This window comes from Rhodococcus sp. USK10 (genome assembly GCF_019378875.1).
Lineage (GTDB): Bacteria > Actinomycetota > Actinomycetes > Mycobacteriales > Mycobacteriaceae > Rhodococcus_F > Rhodococcus_F pseudokoreensis.
The window spans coordinates 4820123-4842034 of the sequence record NZ_CP076048.1 but is presented as its reverse complement, the minus strand read 5'-3'; the positions used below and the strand labels follow the sequence as shown (position 1 = coordinate 4842034).

The 21912-nt window shown below is 68.1% G+C and carries 19 protein-coding genes; 5 read left to right on the top strand and 14 right to left on the bottom strand.

Translation table 11 applies throughout. The features are described 5' to 3' along the window. Positions 1 to 58: 58 nt before the first annotated feature. The 6 genes from I1A62_RS29355 to glf form a co-directional block, all read right to left on the bottom strand. Positions 59 to 1069: an alpha/beta hydrolase family protein gene (locus I1A62_RS29355; protein ID WP_124390700.1), complete on the bottom strand. Its 1011-nt coding sequence runs from the start codon at positions 1067 to 1069 to the stop codon at positions 59 to 61. Positions 1070 to 1406: 337 nt separating this feature from the next. Beyond that, on the bottom strand, positions 1407 to 3326 hold the full coding sequence (gene zomB / locus I1A62_RS29350) for a flagellar motor control protein ZomB (RefSeq protein WP_124390729.1): 1920 nt from the start codon (positions 3324 to 3326) through the stop codon (positions 1407 to 1409). Between the two features lies 1 nt (position 3327). Continuing rightward, the gene (locus tag I1A62_RS29345; protein ID WP_072938605.1) at positions 3328 to 4233 is read right to left on the bottom strand and encodes a decaprenyl-phosphate phosphoribosyltransferase; all 906 of its coding nucleotides are present in this window, start codon (positions 4231 to 4233) and stop codon (positions 3328 to 3330) included. Beyond that, positions 4230 to 4748 carry a phosphatase PAP2 family protein gene (locus I1A62_RS29340; RefSeq protein WP_012691118.1) on the bottom strand — a complete coding sequence of 173 codons (519 nt, stop codon included), beginning with the start codon at positions 4746 to 4748 and terminating at the stop codon, positions 4230 to 4232. The genes I1A62_RS29345 and I1A62_RS29340 overlap by 4 nt, the downstream gene beginning before the upstream one ends. Next, complete coding sequence (locus tag I1A62_RS29335) at positions 4729 to 6645, bottom strand: glycosyltransferase (protein ID WP_219455759.1); 1917 nt, start codon at positions 6643 to 6645, stop codon at positions 4729 to 4731. Before I1A62_RS29335 ends, I1A62_RS29340 begins: the two co-directional genes overlap by 20 nt. Next, positions 6642 to 7859 carry a UDP-galactopyranose mutase gene (gene glf, locus I1A62_RS29330; RefSeq protein ID WP_124390702.1) on the bottom strand — a complete coding sequence of 406 codons (1218 nt, stop codon included), beginning with the start codon at positions 7857 to 7859 and terminating at the stop codon, positions 6642 to 6644. The genes I1A62_RS29335 and glf overlap by 4 nt, the downstream gene beginning before the upstream one ends. Before the next feature lie 147 nt (positions 7860 to 8006). Here glf and I1A62_RS29325 point away from each other — a divergent pair, with 147 nt between their 5' ends. After that, on the top strand, positions 8007 to 9131 hold the full coding sequence (locus tag I1A62_RS29325) for a glycosyltransferase (RefSeq protein WP_219455757.1): 1125 nt from the start codon (positions 8007 to 8009) through the stop codon (positions 9129 to 9131). A gap of 10 nt (positions 9132 to 9141) precedes the next feature. Here I1A62_RS29325 and I1A62_RS29320 read toward each other — a convergent pair whose 3' ends face one another. Continuing rightward, positions 9142 to 10722 (bottom strand): SpoIID/LytB domain-containing protein, encoded by a 1581-nt coding sequence (locus I1A62_RS29320; RefSeq protein ID WP_124390704.1) that lies wholly within the window; start codon positions 10720 to 10722, stop codon positions 9142 to 9144. Between the two features lie 236 nt (positions 10723 to 10958). Between I1A62_RS29320 and I1A62_RS29315 the strand changes: the two genes are divergently transcribed. Continuing rightward, on the top strand, positions 10959 to 13124 hold the full coding sequence (locus I1A62_RS29315; protein ID WP_219455755.1) for an N-acetylmuramoyl-L-alanine amidase: 2166 nt from the start codon (positions 10959 to 10961) through the stop codon (positions 13122 to 13124). A 32-nt stretch (positions 13125 to 13156) separates the two neighbouring features. Here I1A62_RS29315 and I1A62_RS29310 read toward each other — a convergent pair whose 3' ends face one another. From I1A62_RS29310 to I1A62_RS29300, 3 genes are read right to left on the bottom strand one after another with little or no spacing between them, the layout of a single operon-like run. Beyond that, entirely contained in the window at positions 13157 to 13978 is an 822-nt protein-coding gene (locus I1A62_RS29310) for a Cof-type HAD-IIB family hydrolase (protein WP_072938619.1), read from the bottom strand. Between the two features lie 44 nt (positions 13979 to 14022). Continuing rightward, on the bottom strand, positions 14023 to 14754 hold the full coding sequence (locus tag I1A62_RS29305; protein ID WP_219455753.1) for a 1-acyl-sn-glycerol-3-phosphate acyltransferase: 732 nt from the start codon (positions 14752 to 14754) through the stop codon (positions 14023 to 14025). A 9-nt stretch (positions 14755 to 14763) separates the two neighbouring features. Next, positions 14764 to 15519, bottom strand: coding sequence for a 1-acyl-sn-glycerol-3-phosphate acyltransferase (locus I1A62_RS29300; RefSeq protein ID WP_124390707.1), 756 nt, complete (start codon positions 15517 to 15519; stop codon positions 14764 to 14766). An 89-nt stretch (positions 15520 to 15608) separates the two neighbouring features. Between I1A62_RS29300 and I1A62_RS29295 the strand changes: the two genes are divergently transcribed. After that, complete coding sequence (locus I1A62_RS29295; RefSeq protein WP_219455751.1) at positions 15609 to 16436, top strand: hypothetical protein; 828 nt, start codon at positions 15609 to 15611, stop codon at positions 16434 to 16436. Between the two features lie 99 nt (positions 16437 to 16535). After that, a complete protein-coding gene (locus I1A62_RS29290) occupies positions 16536 to 18083 on the top strand; it encodes a Rieske 2Fe-2S domain-containing protein (RefSeq protein WP_206007577.1) in 1548 nt (515 codons plus the stop codon). 81 nt (positions 18084 to 18164) lie between these two features. Here I1A62_RS29290 and bfr read toward each other — a convergent pair whose 3' ends face one another. From bfr to I1A62_RS29270, 4 genes are all read right to left on the bottom strand, one after another. Next, on the bottom strand, positions 18165 to 18650 hold the full coding sequence (gene bfr, locus I1A62_RS29285; RefSeq protein ID WP_072938629.1) for a bacterioferritin: 486 nt from the start codon (positions 18648 to 18650) through the stop codon (positions 18165 to 18167). Positions 18651 to 18740: 90 nt separating this feature from the next. Next, the gene (locus tag I1A62_RS29280; protein WP_219455749.1) at positions 18741 to 18923 is read right to left on the bottom strand and encodes a bacterioferritin-associated ferredoxin; all 183 of its coding nucleotides are present in this window, start codon (positions 18921 to 18923) and stop codon (positions 18741 to 18743) included. 90 nt (positions 18924 to 19013) lie between these two features. Next, positions 19014 to 20270, bottom strand: a complete 1257-nt coding sequence (gene serS / locus I1A62_RS29275; protein ID WP_219455747.1) for a serine--tRNA ligase — start codon at positions 20268 to 20270, stop codon at positions 19014 to 19016. 33 nt (positions 20271 to 20303) lie between these two features. Continuing rightward, on the bottom strand, positions 20304 to 20723 hold the full coding sequence (locus I1A62_RS29270) for an ankyrin repeat domain-containing protein (protein ID WP_219455745.1): 420 nt from the start codon (positions 20721 to 20723) through the stop codon (positions 20304 to 20306). Positions 20724 to 20804: 81 nt separating this feature from the next. Between I1A62_RS29270 and I1A62_RS29265 the strand changes: the two genes are divergently transcribed. Beyond that, complete coding sequence (locus I1A62_RS29265; protein WP_124390710.1) at positions 20805 to 21911, top strand: septum formation family protein; 1107 nt, start codon at positions 20805 to 20807, stop codon at positions 21909 to 21911. Position 21912 lies beyond the last annotated feature (1 nt).

Genomic DNA, 21912 nt, shown 5'->3' with positions numbered 1-21912 from the left:
AGCGCCGCCCCGCCGGTGAGGCGGGGCGGCATTCGCCACGAACGTGGTGGCGTCTAGATCACCAGGCGCCGAGCGTGTCCAGGATCTGGCCGCGAGCCTTCCACAGCTCCGAACCCCAGTACGGCCACGAGTGCGTGCCGTTGGCGGGGAAGTCGAACGTGGCCGGCACACCGAGGCTGGCCAGACGCACCTGGAAGGCGCGGGTGTTGGCCAGGGCGAGGGCCTCGAGGCCCATGCCGTTCGCGGTGTTGTAATAGTCGATCGGCGCACGCGGGTGGTCGAATTCACCGGGCAGACCGCTGGCGGCCGAGATGAACATCGACAGGCCCTGCAGCCGTGGGGCGAAGACGAACGGGTCGTTGCGCAGCCACGCCGGGTTCCACGGCGGGCCCCACATCGAGTCGACGTTGAAGCGGCCGGCGTCGAGCATCGCGACGCGGATCGCCTCACGCATGCCGGGCGCCGAGATATTCAGGTAGCCGGACAGCGAACCGGCGAACTTGAACTGGTCGCGGTGGTACGCGGCGAGCGTCAGAGCGGCGCTGCCACCCATCGACAGGCCGAGGACGGCGTTGTTGGTGCGCGAGACACCGTAATTGGCGAGGAAGTCGGGCAGTTCCTGGGTCAGGAACGTCTCCCACTTGTACGTGACGGGCTGACCGTTGAAGTTACTCGCCGAGTACCAGTCCGAGTAGAAGCTGGACTCGCCGCCGACAGGCATGACGAGCGTCACGTTGTCGTTGCGGTACTGGTCGAACGCGTTGGTCTCGAAACTCCATGCGTTGCGGTCGTTGCGGGCCCGGAGTCCGTCGAGCAGGTACAGCGCGGAGCTACCGCCGCGGGCCGCCCACTGGACCTGGACCTTGATCGGTCCCATGGAAGAGGGAACCCACAGTTCCTCGTAGCCACCGGCCGGCGCGGTCTTGGCGGGCCCCGCATGCGTCGGTGCTGCTGCAGCAACGGCTCCACCAGCGATTCCTGCGCCTACAGGCAGTACCAGTGCGACGGCACCGATGGCCATCGCACGCTGCTTGAGGCGCTGAGACAACCTCGGTCTGGCAAAACGCATGAATACTGCTCACTCTCTTCGTCTGCGGACTCCGCCAACTGGGCGGCTCCGGCGGATTCCGTCGGGGAACAGGCGACCTGCCGACCGCGGCACGAGGCCGGGTCGGCAGCGGACCTCTTCCAAGTCACACTGCGCTTGGTGGACTGTATGTCACACGAACTTCCCTGACAAACGCTCGCGGAGCGCTTTTCGGGGAACTTCCAGACCACCGTCACGATGACTCATCATCGACGTACATCGTCGCCGACAGTTCCAGCGTTACACAAACGAGATCTGATGTTCCGACATCGAGATCTGCCCGGGACGCCCCGGTGACACAGACTCCGCCCGGTACGCCCTATTTGGCCGGTTCCGGGAACGGCGGCTCGAGATTGCACCGCTGAATTTCATATGCGGGAACGCGCTCGAATCGATAACTCGCGAAATGCAGCGCATCCTTGAAATTCTGTTTGAAACGCGGCCACGTCAGTTCCGAACGGTACGACGTCAGCAGGTCCTGCGTCTCCGGACAGGTGAGCGCGACCCGCGCCTCGGTCACCCATTCCTCGTCGAGGAATCCGGGCATCCAGGGGTGCTTGTCGATCATTCCGGTGTCCACCACGACCCAGTCGGGGTAGAGGGCTTTGTCGTGCCCGATACGGCCGTCGTCCAGCCGCTCGGTGTGCGCCGCAAGCGGGTACGCCAGACCCATCTGGTCCAGCACCCGCACGTCGAGACCGACGTTCATGCTCGTCATGCCGAGGTTCAGGAAGTACACGGTGTGGCCTGCGCCGTCCTCCGGGATCGGAAGGGGCGGTGGGACGACGAACCAGTACGTGTAGTCGGCGGACGGGATCAACAGGCCGCCGTCGGGGGTGTCCGCGATGGTCTGGACCATGGCGCGCATCCGCGGGTAGTCGAGGTAGTCGTCCGCACGAATCGGGTGCGCATGACCGGTGTTGAGAACGTAGAACGCGCGTTCGTCGACAATTCCGGAACGTCCGATTACGACACCTTCCGGCATTCCCGTCGTGTTCGAGGCGAAAAACGCCCACACGACCGTGCCGGCCCACAGGAAAGCCATTGCCAGGAAAATCGACGATTCCCTGTTACGACCCCATGATGCGCGGTCCGGAATTCGCACCGGAATTACCGCGACGGGGACGATGAAACAGAACAGAACGGGAAGAAGAACGCGGCCGTGCATGAAGTCGCCACCGACGCGCAACGAGTACAGACCGAGGATCAGGCCGCTCGCGAGGACGAAGACGACGACGGCATTCTGCGTGCGCAGCCATCCGCGCAGGCGCGTCAGCCGACTCCCCTCGGTGTGACGAACACCATGCTCGATGTCCTTGTCCCGGCCGCGCCAGGCGATCACGACGCCGGCGAACAGGAAGACCAGCGGCAGCCACAGCAGGTACGGGCCGAGCAGGTTCCACAGGTAGGCGAAACCCTGCGACCACTTCGCGCCGCCTGCGTCCTTCGACACCGCGGTGTTGGGGTACGGGAGGGCGTAGTAGCCCATGCGCCAGATCTGGTAGCCCACCGGGACGATGCCGGCGACGAACACCATCGCGACCCGCACCACCCACGAGAGGCCGGGCGCCAGGAAGATCATGGCCAGCGACAGCACACCCAGGATCGCCAGTTCGGGGCGCACCAGCGGGCCCATGCCTGCGATGAACGCGAGCGTCAGCACCGACGTCGTGGACGGGGTGGCCGCCTGGCTCCACCGGACCAGCAGCAGCCACAGCAGCGCGATCCAGAAGATGACGAGGCAGCTTTCGAGGCCCGACGTCGCGAAGTCGCGGGCCGGGGGCACCGCGATGTAGACGAGCACACCGGCGGGCATCAGGAGCAGCGTGCCGCCGCCGGCGAAGGATCCACCGCGGTACAGCCGCGCGGTGCCGAACATGGCGAGCACGATGGCCGCCGTGGACAGGATCAGCGCGATCGTCAGAACCACGTATTCGAGCCGGGCCTGGGACAGCCAGCTGAACGCGTAGACGATGTACGTCCACGCGGTGCTGGTGTTGGCCTCGACCCGCTCGCCCGAGTTGAAGACCGGACCGTTGCCCGCGAGCAGGTTCCGGACCGTGCGCAGCACGATCAGACCGTCGTCGGCAATCCATCGCCGTTCCCACGCACCCCAGAACATCAGGAGAGCTGAGATGGCCACACCCCCCAGGAAGACCACCCTCGAGAGGATGGCCTTCCGGTGGCGTTCGGTGGTCCGCTCCGCGGCGGCGCCCGATTCCTCGGCGTCGCCTACCAAGTCAGACGAGGTAGACAGCGACACCCACCACTCCGATCCAGGCAATCGCGAGAAGTTGGAGCACGCGGTCGCCCAGCGCGATCTCCTCGGGCTCCCCCGCCTCGCCGCCGTCGACGTCCACGGCGTACCGCAGGATCGCGATCGTGAACGGCACCATGGAGATGGCGTACCAGTTGGTGCCCTTCAGGTCGTCCTGCTGAAACGCCCACAGCCCGTAGCAGAGCACGACCGCGGTGGCGCTCAGCGTCCAGACGAACCGCAGGTACGTGGTGGTGTAGTTCTCGAGGGACTTGCGGATCTTCGCGCCGGTGCGCTCGGCGAGCTGCAGTTCGGCGTACCGCTTACCGGCCGCCATGAACAGCGAACCGAATGCCATGACGAGCAGGAACCACTGCGACAGCGCGATCTCGGCGGCCACACCGCCGGCGATGGCGCGCAGCAGGAACCCGGACGAGACGATGCAGATGTCGAGGACGGCCTGGTGTTTGAGGCCGAAGCAGTACGCCAGCTGGATGCCGATGTAGACGGCCATCACGACCGCCAGCTGCCAGTTCGCGAGGAACGACAGGGCGATCGAGCCGCCGAGCAGCACGACGGCCATCGCGAACGCCAGGTTGACGGGCAGCACACCGGCCGCGATGGGGCGGAATCGCTTGGTGGGGTGCGCACGATCCGCTTCGACGTCCATCGCGTCGTTGACGAGGTAGATGCCGGACGCTGCCATGCAGAACACCACGAAGGCGAGCGCGACGGGAAGCAGGACGGCGGATTCCGTCGCCGTGCCCGCGGCGACGGGAGCTGCGAGGACCAGGACGTTCTTGACCCACTGACGCGGGCGGACGGCCTTGACGATGCCAGCCGCCAGGGATGTCGGGGGTCCGGTGACGACAGCCGGTTCCTCGCTCATTTTTCTCCAAACTTCTGCTCGGCCTTCAGCACCGCGACCGCGGAGGCGGCCCCCAGGGCAGATCCGGCGAGCACATCGGTCGGGTAGTGCACTCCCAGAACGAGCCGGGAAAGCAGCATCGGCGGTACCAACAACGCAGGCAAGGGTAGCCCGGTGAGTCGGCCGAGCAGCACGGCAGCCGCTGTGGTGGATGTCGCATGCGAGGACGGGAAGCTCAATTTGCTGGGCGTCGACACGTTGACCTGGATCGACGGGTCGTTCGGCCGCGGGCGGCGGACGATGCGTTTGATCACGATCGAGGCCGCGTGGGCGCCGACGGCACCGACGGCGACGCCCGCCCACTGCCGGCGGCGGGGCTTGTCGAGTGCCGCGCCGATGCCGGCGACGGCCACCCATCCGAGGGCGTGCTCACCGAAGTGGGACATGCCCCGTGCGGTCGAGACGACCCCGGGACGGCTCGCGATCGTCGACTGGACGGTCTGCAGGATCTGGATCTCACTGGATGCCGAAGACACGTTCCCACCTCTCCTTGCTGGTCAGGGCAGGAACGGCGTCCTGGTACTCGCGCTTGAGTTCGGGGAATCGCTGGGCCAGTTCGCGGCGCAGCCGGATCGCTTCCTTCAGCAGCGCGAGCGCGAGCTTGGGGTTGCGCTTGCGGTAGACGACTCCACGGCCGTCCGCGGTCGTGACGGTGACACCGTCCACCTGGGACAGCAGGAACCACCGCGCGTCGAGGGTGGGCACGTTGAGCTGGGGACGCTCGTGGTGTTCCTCGTGGGCCGGCTTGACGTTGTGGACGAGGCCCTTGCCGAGTCGCACGATCTTCGCGAGCGGGTTGCGGGGCTCACCGACGGCGCCGACCTCGGCGCCCGAGGGCAGCGGCAGGTCCGTCGACGACGGCACGACCACGGCGTCCGGGTACTCCTTGCGCATCGCGTGGACGTTGCCGAGCGCGGTGGGGAGCAGTTCGAAGATGTGCTCGGGGCCCTGCAGGAAGTCGGCGATCGCCTGGTTCTGGATCGCGACCGTCGAGTATTCGAGGCACAGCAGGTGCTTGATCGTGGCCTTGACCGTGTTGATCACGAGGCCGCGGCCGTTGCCGGGCATGTGCAGGGACGCGACGACGAGACGGTTCCGCAGGTGGAAGTACGCCTGCCAGTCGATGGCGTCGTCCTTGTCGCTCCACGCCATGTGCCAGATCGCGGCACCGGGCATGGTGACGGTCGGGTAGCCGGCGGCGCGGGCGCGCAGGCCGTATTCGGCGTCGTCCCATTTGATGAACAGCGGCAGCGGCTGACCGAGTTCCTCGGCGGCCTGCCGCGGGATCATGCACATCCACCAGCCGTTGTAGTCGACGTCGATGCGGCGGTGCAGCAGGCGGGAGTTCTCGCGGTCGCTCAGCGGGTAGCGGGAGAAGTCGTGGTCGTACTCGACGTTCGGGGCGGCCGTCCACATGAAGATGCTGCGGTCGACGACCTCGCCCATCGAGTGCAGGTGGCTGCGCTCCTGGAGGTTCAGCATCTGCCCGCCGACGAGCATCGGCGACTTCGCGAACCGGGACATGGCCAACGCGCGGAGGATCGAGTCGGGCTCGATCTCGATGTCGTCGTCCATGAACAGGATGTGCTGGCAGTCGGTGGTCTTCAGCGCCTCGTACATGATGCGGCTGTAGCCGCCGGACCCGCCGAGGTTCGCCTGGTCGTGCATGGCCAGCCGGTCGCCGAGTGCCTCCGCGGCCTCCGTGAAGCCGGGCTCGTCCTTGACCTTGCGGGTGCCCTGGTCCGGGATGATGACGGCCTTGACGACGTCCATGACGAGTTCGTCGGACGCGAGCGCCGTCAGCGCCTTGACGCAGTCGGTGGGCCGGTTGAACGTGGGGATGCCGACGGCGACGGTGGCCTCACCGGGGGCGTCGACCGGCGCATACCAGCCTGCGCTCTCCAGCACGACCTCGGTGTCGCTGGTGATGTCGAACCAGATCCAGCCGCCGTCCTCGAACGGCGCCAACTCGATCTCGAACTCCAGGGCGGCGTCGCCGTCCTGGAACTCGCGGCCCTCGACGTGGATGCGCGACGAGTCGGCCTTCGACCGGTACACGTCGATGCGGCAGTGTCCCGACAGTTCGAGCCGCAGCACCACGGAGTTCAGCGTGCTCCACCGGCGCCAGTAGCTGGCCGGGAACGCGTTGAAGTAGGTGCAGAACGACGCCTCCGACTCGGCGCCGACCGACAGCGACGTCCGCGACAGCGAATGCGCGCGGCGGCTGTTGGTCTTCGCTTCCTCCAGGTAGAGGGTGCGCACGTCCAGCGGTTCACCGGCGCGCGGCAGGATCACCCGCTGCAGCAGCGACTTGCCGAGAAGCGGCGCGTCCTCGGTGACCTTCTCCGATTCGAGCAGATGCCGGGCGCTCATTCGGCCTCCCCCACGAGGTCCGCACCGGATTCGAAATGCGGACGCAGCGAGTTGTCGAACATCGACAGCGCGCTGGCGATCGCCATGTGCATGTCCAGGTACTGGTAGGTGCCGAGACGGCCGCCGAACAGGACCTTGTTCGCGGCCATCTCCTCCTTGGCGCGGTCGCGGTAGGCGGCGAGCATGGCGCGGTCGTCCGGGGTGTTGATCGGGTAGTACGGCTCGTCCTTGCTCTCCGCGAACCGGGAGAACTCCCGCATGATGACCGTCTTGTCCTTGGGGTAGTCCCGCTCAGGGTGGAAGTGGCGGAACTCGTGGATCCGGGTGAAGGGCACGTCGGCGTCGTTGTAGTTCATGACCGGCGTTCCCTGGAAGTCACCGGTCTCGAGAACCTCGGTCTCGAAGTCGAGGGTGCGCCAGCCCAGCTCGCCCTCGGAGTAGTCGAAGTAGCGGTCGAGGGGGCCCGTGTAGACGACGGGGGCGCCGGGGCTCTCCGCGCGCAGGTCGTCGCGGACGTCGAACCAGTCGGTCTCGAGCCGGACCTCGATCTTCGGGTCCTTCGCCATGTTCTCGAGCCACGCGGTGTAGCCGTCGACGGGCAGGCCCTCGTACGTGTCGTTGAAGTACCGGTTGTCGAACGTGTACCGCACCGGCAGGCGGGTGATGTTGCCCGCGGGCAGATTCTTCGGATCCGTCTGCCACTGCTTGGCGGTGTAGTCGCGCACGAACGCCTCGTACAGCGGCCGGCCGATCAGGGAGATCGCCTTCTCCTCCAGGTTCGACGCCTCCTTGGAGTCGATCTCGGAGGACTGTTCGGCGATCAGCTTCCGCGCCTCGTCCGGGGTGAAGTAGCGCCCGAAGAACTGCGACACCAGACCCAGCCCCATCGGGAACTGGTACGCCTGGCCCTTGTGCAGCGCGAACACCCGGTGCTGGTAGTTGGTGAATTCGGTGAACTGGGTGACGTAGTCCCACACCCTCTTGTTCGAGGTGTGGAACAGGTGCGCTCCGTACTTGTGGATCTCGATGCCGGTCTCGGGCTCGGCCTCCGAATAGGCGTTTCCGCCCAGGTGATGACGGCGGTCGAGCACCAGCACACGCTTACCCAGCTGTGTTGCTGCACGCTCGGCGACGGTCAGTCCGAAAAATCCGGAGCCGACGACGATGAGGTCGTACCGGCCAGGGGCGGTTGTCTCTGGGGTTGCAGCGGTCACGATGAACCAGGGTAAGCGACTCCGCGACCTGTGCGCGGCCAAGGGGTGCAGGGACCCCTTCGGCACGCACGAGGAGTTCTCCCTGTATTCACCGGTTCTGCAGACCTCGTTGTTCCCGCCGACGCGGCGATCGCGCTTCATGAGCGGGTGCGCATCGTCCAGCTGGCGAACTTCTACGGACCGCGGTCGGGTGGGCTCCGCACCGCCCTCCACAACTGGGGTCACGGGTACGTCGAACGCGGACACGAGGTGATCCTCGTCGTCCCAGGTCAGCGCGACTGTGAGGAGCTGTTGCCGAGCGGAGTCCTGCGGATCACCCGGTCCGCCCCGACCATCCCGTGGACCGGGGGTTATCGCGTCGTCGATCCGCGCCGGGTGGCCGACGTCGTCACCGGTCTCGGACCGGACGTCCTGGAGGTATCCGACCGGCTGACGCTGCGCGGTTTCGGGGGCTGGGCCCGCGCCCGCGGAGTGCGCAGCGTCGTCGTGTCACACGAGCGCCTCGACCGGCTGCTCGGCCAGTTCGCTCCCCGGCGCGTGGCCCGCGGCTGGGCCGACGTCGCGAACCGCCGGATGGCGCGCAACTACGACGCCGTCGTCTGCACGACGGACTTCGCGAGCGAGGAGTTCACCCGGATCGGGGCCCCCAACCTGCACCGAGTTCCGCTCGGTGTCGACCTCGCGATGTTCCACCCCGGCAAACACGACCAGGTGATGCGAGACTCCTTCGCCGATCCGGCGCAGCGCTTCCTTCTGCACTGCGGCCGGTTGTCGGTGGAGAAGCAGGTGGAACGGAGCATCGACGCCGTCCGGTTGTTGCGGCGGCAGGGGCACGACGCCCGGCTCGTCATCGCGGGCGACGGCCCCCGGCGCGACGCGCTGCAGTACCGGGCCCGGGGGCTCCCCGTGCACTTCGCCGGGTTCATCAGCGACAAGGACCGCCTGGCGTCGCTGTTCGCGTCGGCGGACGTGTCGCTGGCGCCCGGACCGCACGAGACGTTCTGCCTGTCGGCGCTCGAGTCGCTGGCGGCGGGCACCCCGGTGGTCGCGTCACAGTCGTCGGCTCTCGCCGAGATCATCACACCCGGGTGCGGCGCCCTGGCCCGGGACCGGGGTCCGGCGTTCGCCGAAGCGGTGAGCGGCATCCTCGAGATCCCCTCGCGCACCCGCCGGGCGTCGGCCCGGCGGCGGGCCGAGGACTTCGGCTGGGCCGAGTCCGTCGACGGGATGCTCGCCGTGCTCGAGGGGTCCGCTCCTCTGTCTTCGGTCTAGCGTGTTCGGCCTAGCTGCCGCCGGTCGGGAGCCACTCGCGGAGCACGCTGGCGTCGATCACCTGCGCTCCCAGTTTCTTCGTCCAGATGATGGTTCCATTGGTGAACATCCGGAACTTGCCCGCCTCCGACGGCAGCATCATCTCGGGACCGATCGGCGCGCCGAGTGTGCTGTTGACGCCGCCGAGTTCCTTGTACTTCTCGGCGATCGGCGAACCCTCGGTGGTGCCGACGGTGTCCTCGTCCTCGCCCGCGGAAGCGAGGATGGACGGATCGGGTTCGCCGGGGACGGCAGGCGGCGCCGGCACCGCGAGTCCGTCACCGAGCGTGAACCAGTCGGACTTGAGCTTCAGCTTCGCCCTCGCCTCGGCGCCGGTCGCCTCGGCGGTCCCCGACGTTCCGACCACCTTCACACCGGTGACGCGTCCGCCGTCGACCCCGAAGTTGTTGCGCGTGACCACCTCGAACGATTCGAGTTCGCCGACGTTGAACGCGGACGCGATGTCGCCCGCGGTGAGGGTCACCACCCAGTCGTGGTTCGGCGACACCGTGTCGCCCTGGTCCTCGACGGCCGGGAACTCGCCACCCGCGGTGTATCCGCCTGTGGACGAGGAGAATTCGGCAGCGACGGGCTTGTTGTCCTTCGTCAGGATCATGCCCTTGGTGGAACGGACGGCATCCGTGGTCCGCGGGTCCTCCTTCGAGGAACCGCCGTAGACCTGGCAGCTCTGGGTGTCGCAGGTCTTCGCGTACTCTTCCCGATTCTCGGCGGCGGCGTAGGAGCGGGCCGCGACGGCCTGCGCCCGAAGCGCCTCGGCCCCACCGGTGTCGGCCCAGCCGGCCTTCGCCTCGGCAGGCACCACACCCAGCAGGTAGTCGTCCATGTCGACGACGTTGACGGTGCGCACGGCGGCGCCGTCGAGCGCGACCCCGAGGGCACCGCGGTAGGGGGTGTCACCGGCGCACAGCTTGAGGTGCTCGTTCGCGGGACGGTCCGGGGCGAGGTCGATCGGGTCGACCCACGGGTGGTCGGTGGCGTCCTGCCACAGGACGTCGCCTGCACATCCGCGGGTGACGACGACGTTGGCGCCGCCGTCCGCGGTCGGGGTCAGGTGGACGGCCTCGCCCGGTCCGACGGGCTTGCCGGCGACGACCGCGCCGGCGTCGGAGTAGACGTCGAGCGGCTGGTCGTCGCGCGCCTGCAGCCGGACGCTGATCTGTGCGTCGGCGAGGGTGCCGAGCGTGGTGCCGCCGTAGTAGTGGCCGAGGATGCGCTCGGCCGCCCACCCCTGATCCTTCGCGTATCCGTAGGCGCCCCACTGGCCCATCCCGCGGCCGTGGCCGTTGCCGTGCCCGGACAGCGTGAACGGCGTGTCGGACGCGACGGTTTCCCGGACGTCCTGACCGGAGGAGCGCACCTGCAGGACCACGCCGGTGACGGCGCCGACGACGAGGACGGGTGCGATGCCGAGCGCCGACGCGCGCAGAAGTGTGGCCCTGAACCCGCGCCGGGCGGGAGGGCCCGCGATGTACCGCCTCCTGCGAGTCCAGGCAGGTCTACCTGCACGAACCCCGAATTCGGTCTTCGCCATCACTGCACTCCTCATCGCTGAACAACGAGCGCTGAGACGGGGCGTGCACCTCGTCTCAGCGGGTCCGAGAAATTCGGGATAAAGTCTCAATGTAAGGTTGAGCGTTATGGACCTGTGTGACTAGTGTGGCAAGAGTGATTGGAGTTAGCAACAACAGTCTCTTCCGTCACACAAGCATCACGAGTTGCAGACACGCGAGGTCGCTCGCAGGAAACTACAACTGAGGAGAGTCCCCCTTGCCGCACCGTCGACCGAAGCCCTCGATCGTCCTCGGGGCTGTCGCCGCGCTGGCTGTCGCAAGTCCCGTTGCGGTCTACGGCATCAGTAGCGCACCCTCGGACGTCCGATCCACGAACGAAACCTCCAACTCCGTTGTGTCCACCGAGATCGCGCAGGTAGTGCTGTCGCAGATCCCGGACATCGTGATTCCGCTGAAGGAACTGACCGGGCTGAACCTGCCGGACGTGAACATCGGCGACCTCCGGAACCTGAAGATCCCGCCGTACCTCCACATCCCCAGCAACGTGCAACTCCCCGGCGGAATCCAGATCCCCAGCCTGCAGATCCCGCTGAAAATCCCCGCCCCGGGCGACGTCTCCGACCCCGCGATCCTGCCCCCGGCCGATCAGCAGCCCGGCGCGATCGTCAAGGAACTGTCCCGCGACACCCCGTTCAGCATGGTGGCGCTCACGTCCGAAACCCTCGCGTCCGCGGAGTCGAAGGTCCGTGCGCTGCAGGCCGACGGAACGTGGGGACAGTGGGTCTCCCCCGACATGATCGACACCCGCCGCACCGACAAGACCGCGTCGGACGGCAAGGTCGCCACCGAACCCGTCTACGTCGGGCTGACGAAGGCGATCCAGATCCTGACCCCCACCTCCGCACCCGCGCAGGCAGGAACACCGGCACCGGACGCGGTCCCCGCTCCCGCCCCGGCACCCGAAGCCCCCGCTCCCGCACCGGCGCCCGCCGCCGACGGGGCCGCGCCGCTCGGGTACACCCCCGCCGCCGTCAACACGCCGCTGCGACAGCAGCCTGCCCGCGCGGGCGCCGACGACGTCACCGCCGTACTGATCGAACCGGGCAGCAGCCCCGGCGACTCCACACTCAGCGACATCGCGAGCCCGCTCGACAGCGGCGGCCCGAAGGTCATCAGCCGCCAGCAGTGGGGCGCGGACGAGTCGATCCGCTGCCAGGACCCCGACTACGACGACTTCATCGGCGGTGCCACCGTGCACCACACCGCGGGCGCCAACGACTACTCGAAGGCCGAATCGGCCGAGATCGTCCGGGCGATCTACGCGTACCACGCGCAGACGCTCGGCTGGTGCGACATCGGCTACAACGCGCTGGTCGACAAATACGGCCAGATCTTCGAGGGCCGCGCAGGCGGTCTCGACCGTCCCGTCCAGGGCGCACACGCGGGCGGGTTCAACGAGAACACCACCGGTGTCGCGATGATGGGCGACTTCTCGTCCGAGGATCCGCCGCAGGCCACGCTCGACGCCGTCGGCAAGTTTCTCGGCTGGAAGCTCGGCAAGGCCGGGCTCGACCCGCTCGGTGAGACGACGATGTACTCCGAGGGCACCGAGTTCACTCCGTACGCGGAGGGTGAGGCCGTCGACCTCCCGGTGATCTTCGCGCACCGCGACGTCGGCAACACGTCCTGCCCGGGCGACGCGGCGTACTCGCACATGGACGAGATCCGGCAGATCGCGGCCGCCAACCTGAGCGGCGGCGGCAACGCCTCGCTGGCCTCGGATGCACCTGCGGGTGAGGCTCCGGCGCCGTCCGGCGGTCCGGGCACGGATGCCAGCGGCAGCCTCGGCGCCGGGATCCCCGCCCTGGTCACCGAATTGCTGCGGCTCACCGATCCATCGCCGGTCGCCCAGAAGTGGGTCGCGGAAGGCGGCGACACCGGCAGGCTCGGCCAGGCCATCACGGGACTACTGCAGGCCAAGGCCGGGAACTCCGGCGCAGAGTTCGCCAACGGCGCCATCTTCACCTCGCCCAACGGCGGCGTGTGGGCGGTCCTCGGCCAGATCTTCAAGACGTGGCAGAACCTCGGGGCCGACAACGGCGAACTGGGCCTGCCGACCAGTGACGAGTACACGATCCCGGGCGGTCTGCGCACCGACTTCGAGAACGGCTCGCTGATCTTCAACGAGCTCACCGGCATCGTCACCAAGGTGTTGAAGACGTACAACGACACCTACGCGGAGGCCTACAAGAACGGCGCCCGGGTCGACGCCGCGGCCCCCGTCGCACCGCCCGCGGACCCGGCACAGACTCCGCCGGCTCCCGCCGAGCCCGCACCGGCGCCGGCTCCTGAACCGGCGCCTGCGCCCGAACCGGCTCCCGCGCCCTCTCCCGTCGAGCCGGCACCGGTTCCGGCCGGCTGACCGGATTTACCCCCTCTCGGGCGCTGGTGGTCTCAGGACCACCAGCGCTCGAGTACTTTCGCGACCCCGTCGTCCCAGTTGGTGGCCGTCACCTCGTCGGCGGCGGCCTTGGCGTCGGGGTGGGCGTTCTCGACGGCGACACCGCGGCCCGCGAGGTTCAGCATCGGAATGTCGTTGGGCATGTCACCGAACGCCACGATCTGCGACGCCGTCACGCCGAGCCGTTCCGCGACCAGCGCGAGACCGGACGCCTTCGTGATGCCCGCCGCCGACAGTTCGATCAGCCCGTTGTCGGTGGAGAACGTGACGTCGGCGCGGCGCCCGATGTGCGGCGCCAGCGCGTCGACCATCGCCTGACTGGACATTTCCGGCACCCGGATCAGCAACTTCACCGCGGGGGCCGCGACGACCTCGTTCTCGGACATCTCGGTGTTGTCGGGGTTGAGCCAGGCGTGCTGGTAGCCGGGGGAACTGACGAACTGCGGTGTCGCGGCGTCGTGGGCGCTGACCCCGACCCGCTCGGCCGCGAGCCCGGCACCGGGCAGCACGTCGAGCGCGATCGCCGACAACCAGGTGAGGGTGTCCACGTCGAGGGTCGCGGCACTGAGCACGCGGTCGCTGTCACTGTCGTAGATGACGGCGCCGTTCGCGCAGACGGCGAGCGGCGCGTAGCCGAGGCCCTCGACCACGGGATGGATCCAGCGCGGCGGCCTGCCGGTGGCCAGCACGAAGGGTGTCCCCGACGCGACGACCGACGCGACGGCGTCCCGGGTGCGGGCGCTGATGCGCTCGTCCTCCCCGATCAGGGTGCCGTCGACATCGGACGCTACAAGGCTCGGTCGGTCTGGGCTCACCCAGCCATTCTGCCTGCCGGGCCGGCGACGCCGCCGGGCGGCCGTTACCGGGACCGGCGTTCCTCCGCCTCGCGGCGGTCCATCTCGGCGGCCTCCTCGATGGTGGGCGCGCTGCCGCCGAGGCGCCGGGGCACCCAGTCCGCGCCCGCCGGGTGGTCGAATCCGTCCTGCACCCGGCGCAGGATCGCGTCCATCTCCGCGTGCAGGGTCTCGGTGAGGGCGTCCGCCGGTTCGCGCGGCTCGATCGGCCGTCCCACCTCGACGGTCACGGGGAACCGATGCCGCCCAAGATTTTTCGGCCTGCCCTTCGTGGCGATCCGCTGGGCACCCCACACGATGACGGGCACGATCGGCACCCCGGCGTCGAGGGCCATGCGCGCCGCACCCGACTTCAGTTCCTTGATCTCGAAGCTCCGGCTGATGGTCGCCTCCGGGTACACGCCCACCAGTTCGCCCTCGCGCAGTCGCTCCACCGCGGCGAGGTAGGCGCCCGCTCCCGCGGTCCGGTCGACGGGGATGACGCCGCATCCGCGCATCAGGAACGCCATCACCTTGTTGTTCGCCAGTTCGGCCTTGGCCATGAGCCGCAGTTTGCGGTCCACCGCGCCGACGGCCAGCGCCAACTGGACGAAATCCAGGTACCCGGTGTGATTGACCGCGAGCACCGCACCGCCCTCGGCTGGGATGTTGTCCAGGCCGACCCGGGTCATCCTCAGCCCCTGGAACAGGGACAACGCCTTGGCCGCCGACTCGACGGCCGTATAGACAGGCTCCACCGCCACCGTCTAGCTACCGGTCTCCCTGGCCCGACGGGACTGCGCCTTCGCCTCGGCGTCGGCGGCGTCCATCTTGTTCGCCTCGTCGAGCGTCGGTGCGCTGCCGCCGAGACGCGCAGGCACCCAGTACTCGCCTGCCGGGTGCTCGTACCCCTGCTGGAGGTCGGCGAGCATCGCCGTCATCGTGGCGTGCAGCTTCTCGGTCAGCTCGGATGCGGGCTCGAACGGCTGGATCGGCTCACCGACGGCGATCGAGATGGGAGTGTTCGTGCGGCCCAGCCGCTTCGGGAACCCCTTGGTCCACACCCGCTGCGCACCCCAGATGACCATCGGGACGATCGGCACGTTCGCCTCGATCGCCATGCGGGCGGCACCCGACTTGAATTCCTTGATCTCGAAGCTCCGGCTGATGGTGGCCTCCGGGTAGACGCCCACCAGCTCGCCGCGACGCAGGAAGTCGACGGCCGCCTTGTACGAATCCGAACCCGCCGACCGGTCGACGGGAATGTGCTTGAGCGCGCGCATGATCGGGCCCGAGATCTTGTTGTCGAACACTTCCTTCTTCGCCATGAAGCGCACGTAGCGCTTCACGCTGCGGACCGGAAGTCCGGCGTAGGTGAAGTCCATGTAGCCGGTGTGATTGATCGCGATCACCGCCCCACCCGTCGCCGGAATGTGCTGATCACCCTTGACCGTGAACTTCAGCCCCTCGAGGGTGAATACGGTGCGGGCGATGCCGATGACGGTTCGGTAGACGGGTTCCACAATCGGCTAGCGTAGCCGGGTATCCGCGATCTGGCCCGCCGTCGGGGACGGACATTGGGTGGGGAGTCGAGAGAAAGGGCGCGCTGGAGATGGGTGTCAGGGGTAGGAGGGCGCTCATCGCGCCGGTCGTCGCGGTGATCCTCGGGGCGGGAGTGGCGTGCGATTCGCAGTCCGGCATCCCGACGGAGGAGCCCCCGGCCGACACCGTGTCCGCGCCCACCTCCGCGGCCGAGCCCACGACCACGGCGCCGCCGGCCCCCGTGCCGCAGGTGGTCGTCGGCGAGGTGCCCGGCAACCCCGCAGCGGTGGACGCCGTCCGCGCCTGGGCCACCGACCTGGTCACCCGCCCCGCCGCCGTCCCCGCGAAATGCTGGACGCTGCCGGCCGCGCAGGCCGCCGACCAGTACGCCGACACGGCCGCGATCCTCGGGGCGCTCGCGCAACCCGGCGTCGACGGGCAGTTCGCGGTGTCGTGGACGGGCGGCGGCACCACGGTGTCCGTCAAACGCAGCGAGATCGCGTCCGGCTACGCCTGCCCGCACGTCCACCCCGCCGGGACCGTCGACTTCTACACCCCCGCCGACGCCGAATACGCCGTCACCCGGTTCCTGTCGCGGGAGTCCGGGGCGCCGGTGAACCGGGCGGACACCGAGACCGCCTACCCGCTGATCTGCCCCGGCCTGAGCCCGTGGGATCCGGCGGGCACGGGCGCGGGTGGCCGGCCGCCGCTCCGGCTCGACCCCGACGTCCTGGCCGGGACCACCGCGTTCGCCGCCGACGCGATGACCGCCACACCCGTCCGCGGCGACTACCTGGACGTGTCCGTTCCGGTCACCGACGTGTCCGGTGTGACCGTCACCAAGCAGATCACGCTGTCCATCGGACCCGACGGTTATTGCCTGGGCGAAGTGACCTGACCCCACGTGAGTGGCACGGTGTGCTGGAGCGCGCATTGTCACTCACCTGGGGGGAACGCCTACCCTGGAACAGTCGCTCAGCTCCCAGGAGGCATACCAGTGCAGGTCACCAGCGTCGGACACGCCGGATTCCACATCCAGACCGAGGCAGGCTCGATCCTGTGCGACCCCTGGGTGAACCCCGCGTACTTCGGGTCCTGGTTCCCGTTCCCGGACAACACCCAGCTCGACTGGGACACCCTCGGCAACTGCGACTACCTGTACGTCTCGCACCTGCACAAGGACCACTTCGACCCGGAGAACCTGGCCAAGCACGTCGACAAGGACGCGACGGTGCTGCTCCCCGACTATCCGGTGCCGGACCTCAGGCGTGAGCTCGAGGCGCTGGGCTTCCACAAGTTCTTCGAGACCGAGGACTCCGTCAAACACACGGTCACCGGCCCCAAGGGTGACCTGGACATCATGATCATCGCGCTGCGTGCGCCCGCCGACGGTCCGATCGGCGACTCGGGTCTCGTGGTGTCCGACGGCGAGACCACCTGTTTCAACATGAACGACGCCCGGCCCGTCGACATGGACGTCCTGCACGACGAGTTCGGCCAGATCGACATCCACCTGCTGCAGTACTCGGGGGCCATCTGGTACCCGATGGTGTACGACATTCCGACCAAGACGAAGGCCAACTTCGGCAAGCAGAAGCGTCAGCGCGGCATGGACCGCTGCCGCAGCTACATCGAGCAGGTCGCGGCCACGTGGGTGGTGCCGTCCGCCGGACCGCCGGTGTTCCTCGACGACGCCCTGCGCTACCTCAACGACGACCGGGGCGACGAGGGCAACATCTTCCCCGACCAGATCACGTTCCTCGAGCAGATGCGGATCCACGGCAACGACGGCGGCATCCTCATGATCCCGGGGTCCACCGCGGACCTGAAGGGCGGCGAGCTGACGCTCACGCACCCGATCCCGGACGCCGAGGTCGACAAGATCTTCTCCGAGAAGGCCGCGTACATCGAGAGCATGGCGCAGCGGATGGCGCCGGTCCTCGCCGCCGAGAAGGCCACCTGGGCACCCGCCGAGGGGGAACCGCTGCTCGAGGCGCTGAAGGCGAAGTTCGAGCCGATCATGAAGCAGTCCGACCTGATCTGCGACGGCATCGGCTACCCCGTCGGCCTGGTGATGGGCGACGAGACCGTCGTCCTCGACTTCCCGGCGCGCACCGTCCGCCCGCGCGGCGAGAAGGACGGCAAGTACCGGTACGGCTTCCGCATCGCCCCCGAACTGGTGCGCACGGTGCTGCGCGACGACGAGCCCGACTGGGTGAACACCATCTTCCTGTCCACCCGCTTCGAGGCGTGGCGTGTCGGCGGGTACAACGAGTTCCTCTACACGTTCTTCAAGTGCCTCACCGACGAGCGCATCGCGTACGCCGACGGCTGGTTCGCCGAGGCCCACGACGACTCCGCGTCGATCGAACTCGGTGGTTACGAGATCCAGCGCCGCTGCCCGCACCTGAAGGCCGACCTGTCGAAGTTCGGCGTCGTCGACGGCACCAACCTCACCTGCAACCTGCACGGCTGGCAGTGGGACCTCGAGTCGGGGCGCTGCAAGACGTCCAAGGGGCACGAACTGCGGTCCACCAAGCTCTGACCGCGGCGGGCGAACGTATCCTTCGGCGCGCCCGAGGCGTCGAAAGGTACGTTCACCCGGCGGCGGCGGGTGTCGCCCGGTCTAGCCGACGGTCGGCGGTTGATCGACGAGCTGGGCCATGTAGAGCTGGTCGCCCATCTTGTCCATCAGCTCGATCTGCGTCTCGAGGTAGTCGATGTGATCCTCTTCTTCCTTGAGGATCCCCTCGAGCAGCTTCGCCGACGTGGCGTCGCCCTTCTCGCGGCACATCTGGATGCCCGGACGCAAGCGTTCGACGACCTCGACTTCGATGGAGAGGTCGGAGTGGAACTGCTCGCGCAGGTCCTGCCCGATGCGCAGCGGCAGCAGCTTCTGATAGTTCGGAAGCGCTTCGAGAAACAGGATCCGGTCGGTGAGGATCTCGGCGTGAGTCATCTCTTCGATGGACTCTGCGCGAGTCTTGTCCGCGAGTTTCGTGAAGCCCCAATTGGCTTGCATCTTCGAGTGCAGGAAGTACTGGTTGATCGCGGTCAGCTCACTGGTCAACTGTTCGTTGAGAAGAGCAATGATCTCGTCGTCGCCACGCATGACTTCTCCGTTCGCCCCGGTTGAGGCGAACGTACCACTGGCTATACGCCTGTGAGGCGAATCACGGGATTCAGTTGTGAGGCAGTTACGTCACGCGGCCGTGCTGCCGACGACCGTCCGCTCGCCCAGAATCTCCTTCAACCGATCTACGCAGGTTCCACATCCCCAGCCGGCGCCGCAACGCTCGCCGATCGCATCCGCGCTGTCGGCCCCGGCGGCACAGTGCTCATGCACTTCGTCTTCCGTCACGGCCCTGCAGATGCACACGAACATGTGGAGCTCCTTACCAACGAGATTAGGTAAGGGTTACATCATTCTGCCGTTCGCGCAAGGGTAGCCTTCCCAAAATCTCAGGAAAGCGCATCACGGTTTCAGAACATCCGTCCCGACGAACGGCACGAGCGCCTCCGGCACCCGCACGGTGCCGTCGGACTGCTGGTGGTTCTCCAGGATGGCGACGATCCACCGGGTGGTGGCGAGGGTGCCGTTGAGGGTTGCGGCCGTCTGCGGCTTCCCGTTCTCGTCGCGGTACCGCACGCCGAGGCGACGAGCCTGGAACGTCGTGCAGTTGGACGTCGACGTGAGCTCGCGGTACGCCTGCTGCGTCGGCACCCAGGCCTCGCAGTCGAACTTGCGAGCCGCCGACGACCCCAGGTCGCCGCCGGCCACGTCGATCACGCGGTACGGCACGTCGATGGCGGCGAGCATGTCGCGCTCCCACGCGAGCAGGCGCTGGTGCTCGGCGTCGGCGTCCTCGGGCTTGCAGTAGGTGAACATCTCCACCTTGTCGAACTGATGCACCCGGATGATGCCGCGGGTGTCCTTGCCGTAAGTGCCTGCCTCGCGGCGGAAGCACGTCGACCAGCCGGCGTACCGCTTGGGGCCGTCGGCGAGGTCGAGGATCTCCCCCGAGTGGTACCCGGCCAGCGGGACCTCGGACGTGCCGACGAGGTAGAGGTCGTCGTCGGCGAGGTGGTAGATCTCGTCCGCGTGGGCGCCAAGGAACCCGGTTCCCGCCATGATCTCCGGCCGCACCAGCACCGGCGGGATCATCATCTGGAAGCCGTTGGCCATCGCCTTCTGCGCGGCCAGCTGCAGCATTCCCAGCTGCAGCATGGCGCCGAAGCCGGTGAGGAAGTAGAAGCGGGCGCCCGAGACCTTGGCCCCGCGCTCCATGTCGATCAGGCCCAGCGACTCACCCAGCTCGAGGTGGTCCTTGGGTTCGAAGTCGAACGCCGGAATCTCCCCGACCGTCTCGAGTGTGACGAAGTCGTCCTCACCGCCGGCGGGGGCGCCGTCCTGGACGACGTTGGAGATCGCCCGGTGCGCGGCGTCGAGCGCGGCCTGCGCCTCGTGCTGCTCGGCCTCGGCCTGCTTCACCTTGGCCGCGAGTTCCTTGGATCCCTCGAGCAGCGCCGGACGCTCCTCCGGGGACGCCTGACCGACCTTCTTCCCGAACGCCTTCTGCTCGGCACGCAGGTTGTCGCCGGCGAGAACGGCGGCGCGACGGGACGCGTCGGCCTCGAGCAGCGCGTCGACCAGGGCGGGATCTTCGCCACGGGTGCGCTGCGACTCGCGGACGGCGTCGGGGTTCTCGCGGAGGAACTTCAGGTCAATCACGGCTTCAAACCCTACCGGGCGCCGCCGAGCGGCTCACTCCGGTTTCGGTTCCAGCAGGGTCAGGAGGTCCTCGCGGCCGAACATCCGGGCGGCGTCGACGGCGGTCGGATGGCCCGCGGTGGCGTCGGCACCACCGGCGACGAGCGCTCGCACCACGGCGTCCTCGCCCTTGAACAGCGCCCCTGCCAGCGGAGACTGCCCCTTGTCGTTGAGCCGGTCGACGTCGGCCCCGCGGTCGATCAGAACCTGAACGGCCTCGGCGTGACCGTGGTAGGCGGCCAGCATCACCAGCGTGTCGCCGTTCTGATTGGCGAGGTTCACCGGGACGCCCGCGTCGAGGTACGTGGCGAGGGACACGGCGTCGCCGGATCGTGCCGTATCGAACACGCGCCCGGCGAGCTCCTGCAGTTCGGGATCCACCGGTTCGGCGGAGCGTTGAGGGTCGTCACTCATGGTGATCGAAGTTACCCCGGGTTCGAGCCGATTGCGGGAGTTGTTCTGCTTCCTCGATCGGAACGGGCATTATGGAAATCGATGTCCTCAGATCAGTCGAACGGCGCCGACCCCCAGCCGCAGAATGCCGGGCAACCGGAGAAGGCTCCCCGCAGCATGTCCGCGACCACGACGCGTCGCGCGCTCGCGGCCGTCGCGGCAGGTGCCGTGGTGGCGGCGATCGCCACGGTCGCGATCGCCGGCGGTTTCAACCGGAGCGAGAACCTCCCCACGCACTCGACCGATGCCGGACCGCAGGCGACGGGTTCGGCGGAGGGCGACGCGTTCTCTTCGGCGACGGCAGGCGACTGCCTCGACTGGACGCCGTCGACCGACCCCCAGGAAGACCGGAAGGACGTCGCGAAGGTCGACTGCGCGGACGAGCACCGCTTCGAGGTGGCGGCACCGCTGGATCTCAGCGTGTACCCGGGGGCCGAGTTCGGTCCCGGTTCGCGTTACCCGGGTGCGCTGCGGTTCGCCGCGCTGCGGGACGAGCACTGCGTGCCCGCCGTCGACTCCTACCTCGGCGCGAAGTTCGATCCGTACGGCAAGTTCAGTGTGGGTCTGATGTTCCCCAGCGAGTCCGGCTGGGCGGCGGGCGAACGCACCCTGCGGTGCGGCCTCCAATTCTCCAGCACGGCAGGAACGTTGCTGCCGTTCACCGGGAAGGTGGCCGAGCAGGACCAATCCAACATCTGGGACCCGGGCACGTGCATCGGCATCAACCAGAACGTGCCGACCGATCCCGTCGACTGCGCGCAACCCCATGCCTTCGAAGTGATCTCCGTCGTCGACCTGGCCACTCAGTTCCCGTCGTCGATGCCGTCCGTCGAGGATCAGGACAAGTACCTCGAGGGCGTGTGCACGCAGGCCGCCAACGAATACCTCGGCTCCGCCGACGCGCTGCGGAACAAGACGCTCACGCTGTTCTGGGACAACCTGGAACTCGACAGCTGGCTCGCGGGCAGCCGGCGGGTGAACTGCTCGGTCGGCAAGGAGACCGACGCGGGCGGCTTCTCGACCATCACCGGTTCGGCGAAGGGTGAGATCCTCATCAACGGCGCCGCACCCGTGCCTCCGCCGCCGGTCCCGGAGGGCAGGTCGATGCCGACGCCGCTCCCCGGCGCGGCCCCGCCCCCCGGGAACTGAT

Coding starts and splice junctions, on each gene's coding strand:
- I1A62_RS29355 (WP_124390700.1), bottom strand. CDS start 1,069: ATGCGTTTTGCCAGACCGAGGTTGTCTCAGCGCCTCAAGCAGCGTGCG.
- I1A62_RS29345 (WP_072938605.1), bottom strand. CDS start 4,233: ATGAGCGAGGAACCGGCTGTCGTCACCGGACCCCCGACATCCCTGGCG.
- I1A62_RS29335 (WP_219455759.1), bottom strand. CDS start 6,645: ATGAGCGCCCGGCATCTGCTCGAATCGGAGAAGGTCACCGAGGACGCG.
- I1A62_RS29320 (WP_124390704.1), bottom strand. CDS start 10,722: ATGGCGAAGACCGAATTCGGGGTTCGTGCAGGTAGACCTGCCTGGACT.
- I1A62_RS29295 (WP_219455751.1), top strand. CDS start 15,609: ATGGGTGTCAGGGGTAGGAGGGCGCTCATCGCGCCGGTCGTCGCGGTG.
- bfr (WP_072938629.1), bottom strand. CDS start 18,650: ATGCGTGGCGACGACGAGATCATTGCTCTTCTCAACGAACAGTTGACC.
- I1A62_RS29280 (WP_219455749.1), bottom strand. CDS start 18,923: ATGTTCGTGTGCATCTGCAGGGCCGTGACGGAAGACGAAGTGCATGAG.
- I1A62_RS29270 (WP_219455745.1), bottom strand. CDS start 20,723: ATGAGTGACGACCCTCAACGCTCCGCCGAACCGGTGGATCCCGAACTG.
- I1A62_RS29265 (WP_124390710.1), top strand. CDS start 20,805: ATGTCCTCAGATCAGTCGAACGGCGCCGACCCCCAGCCGCAGAATGCC.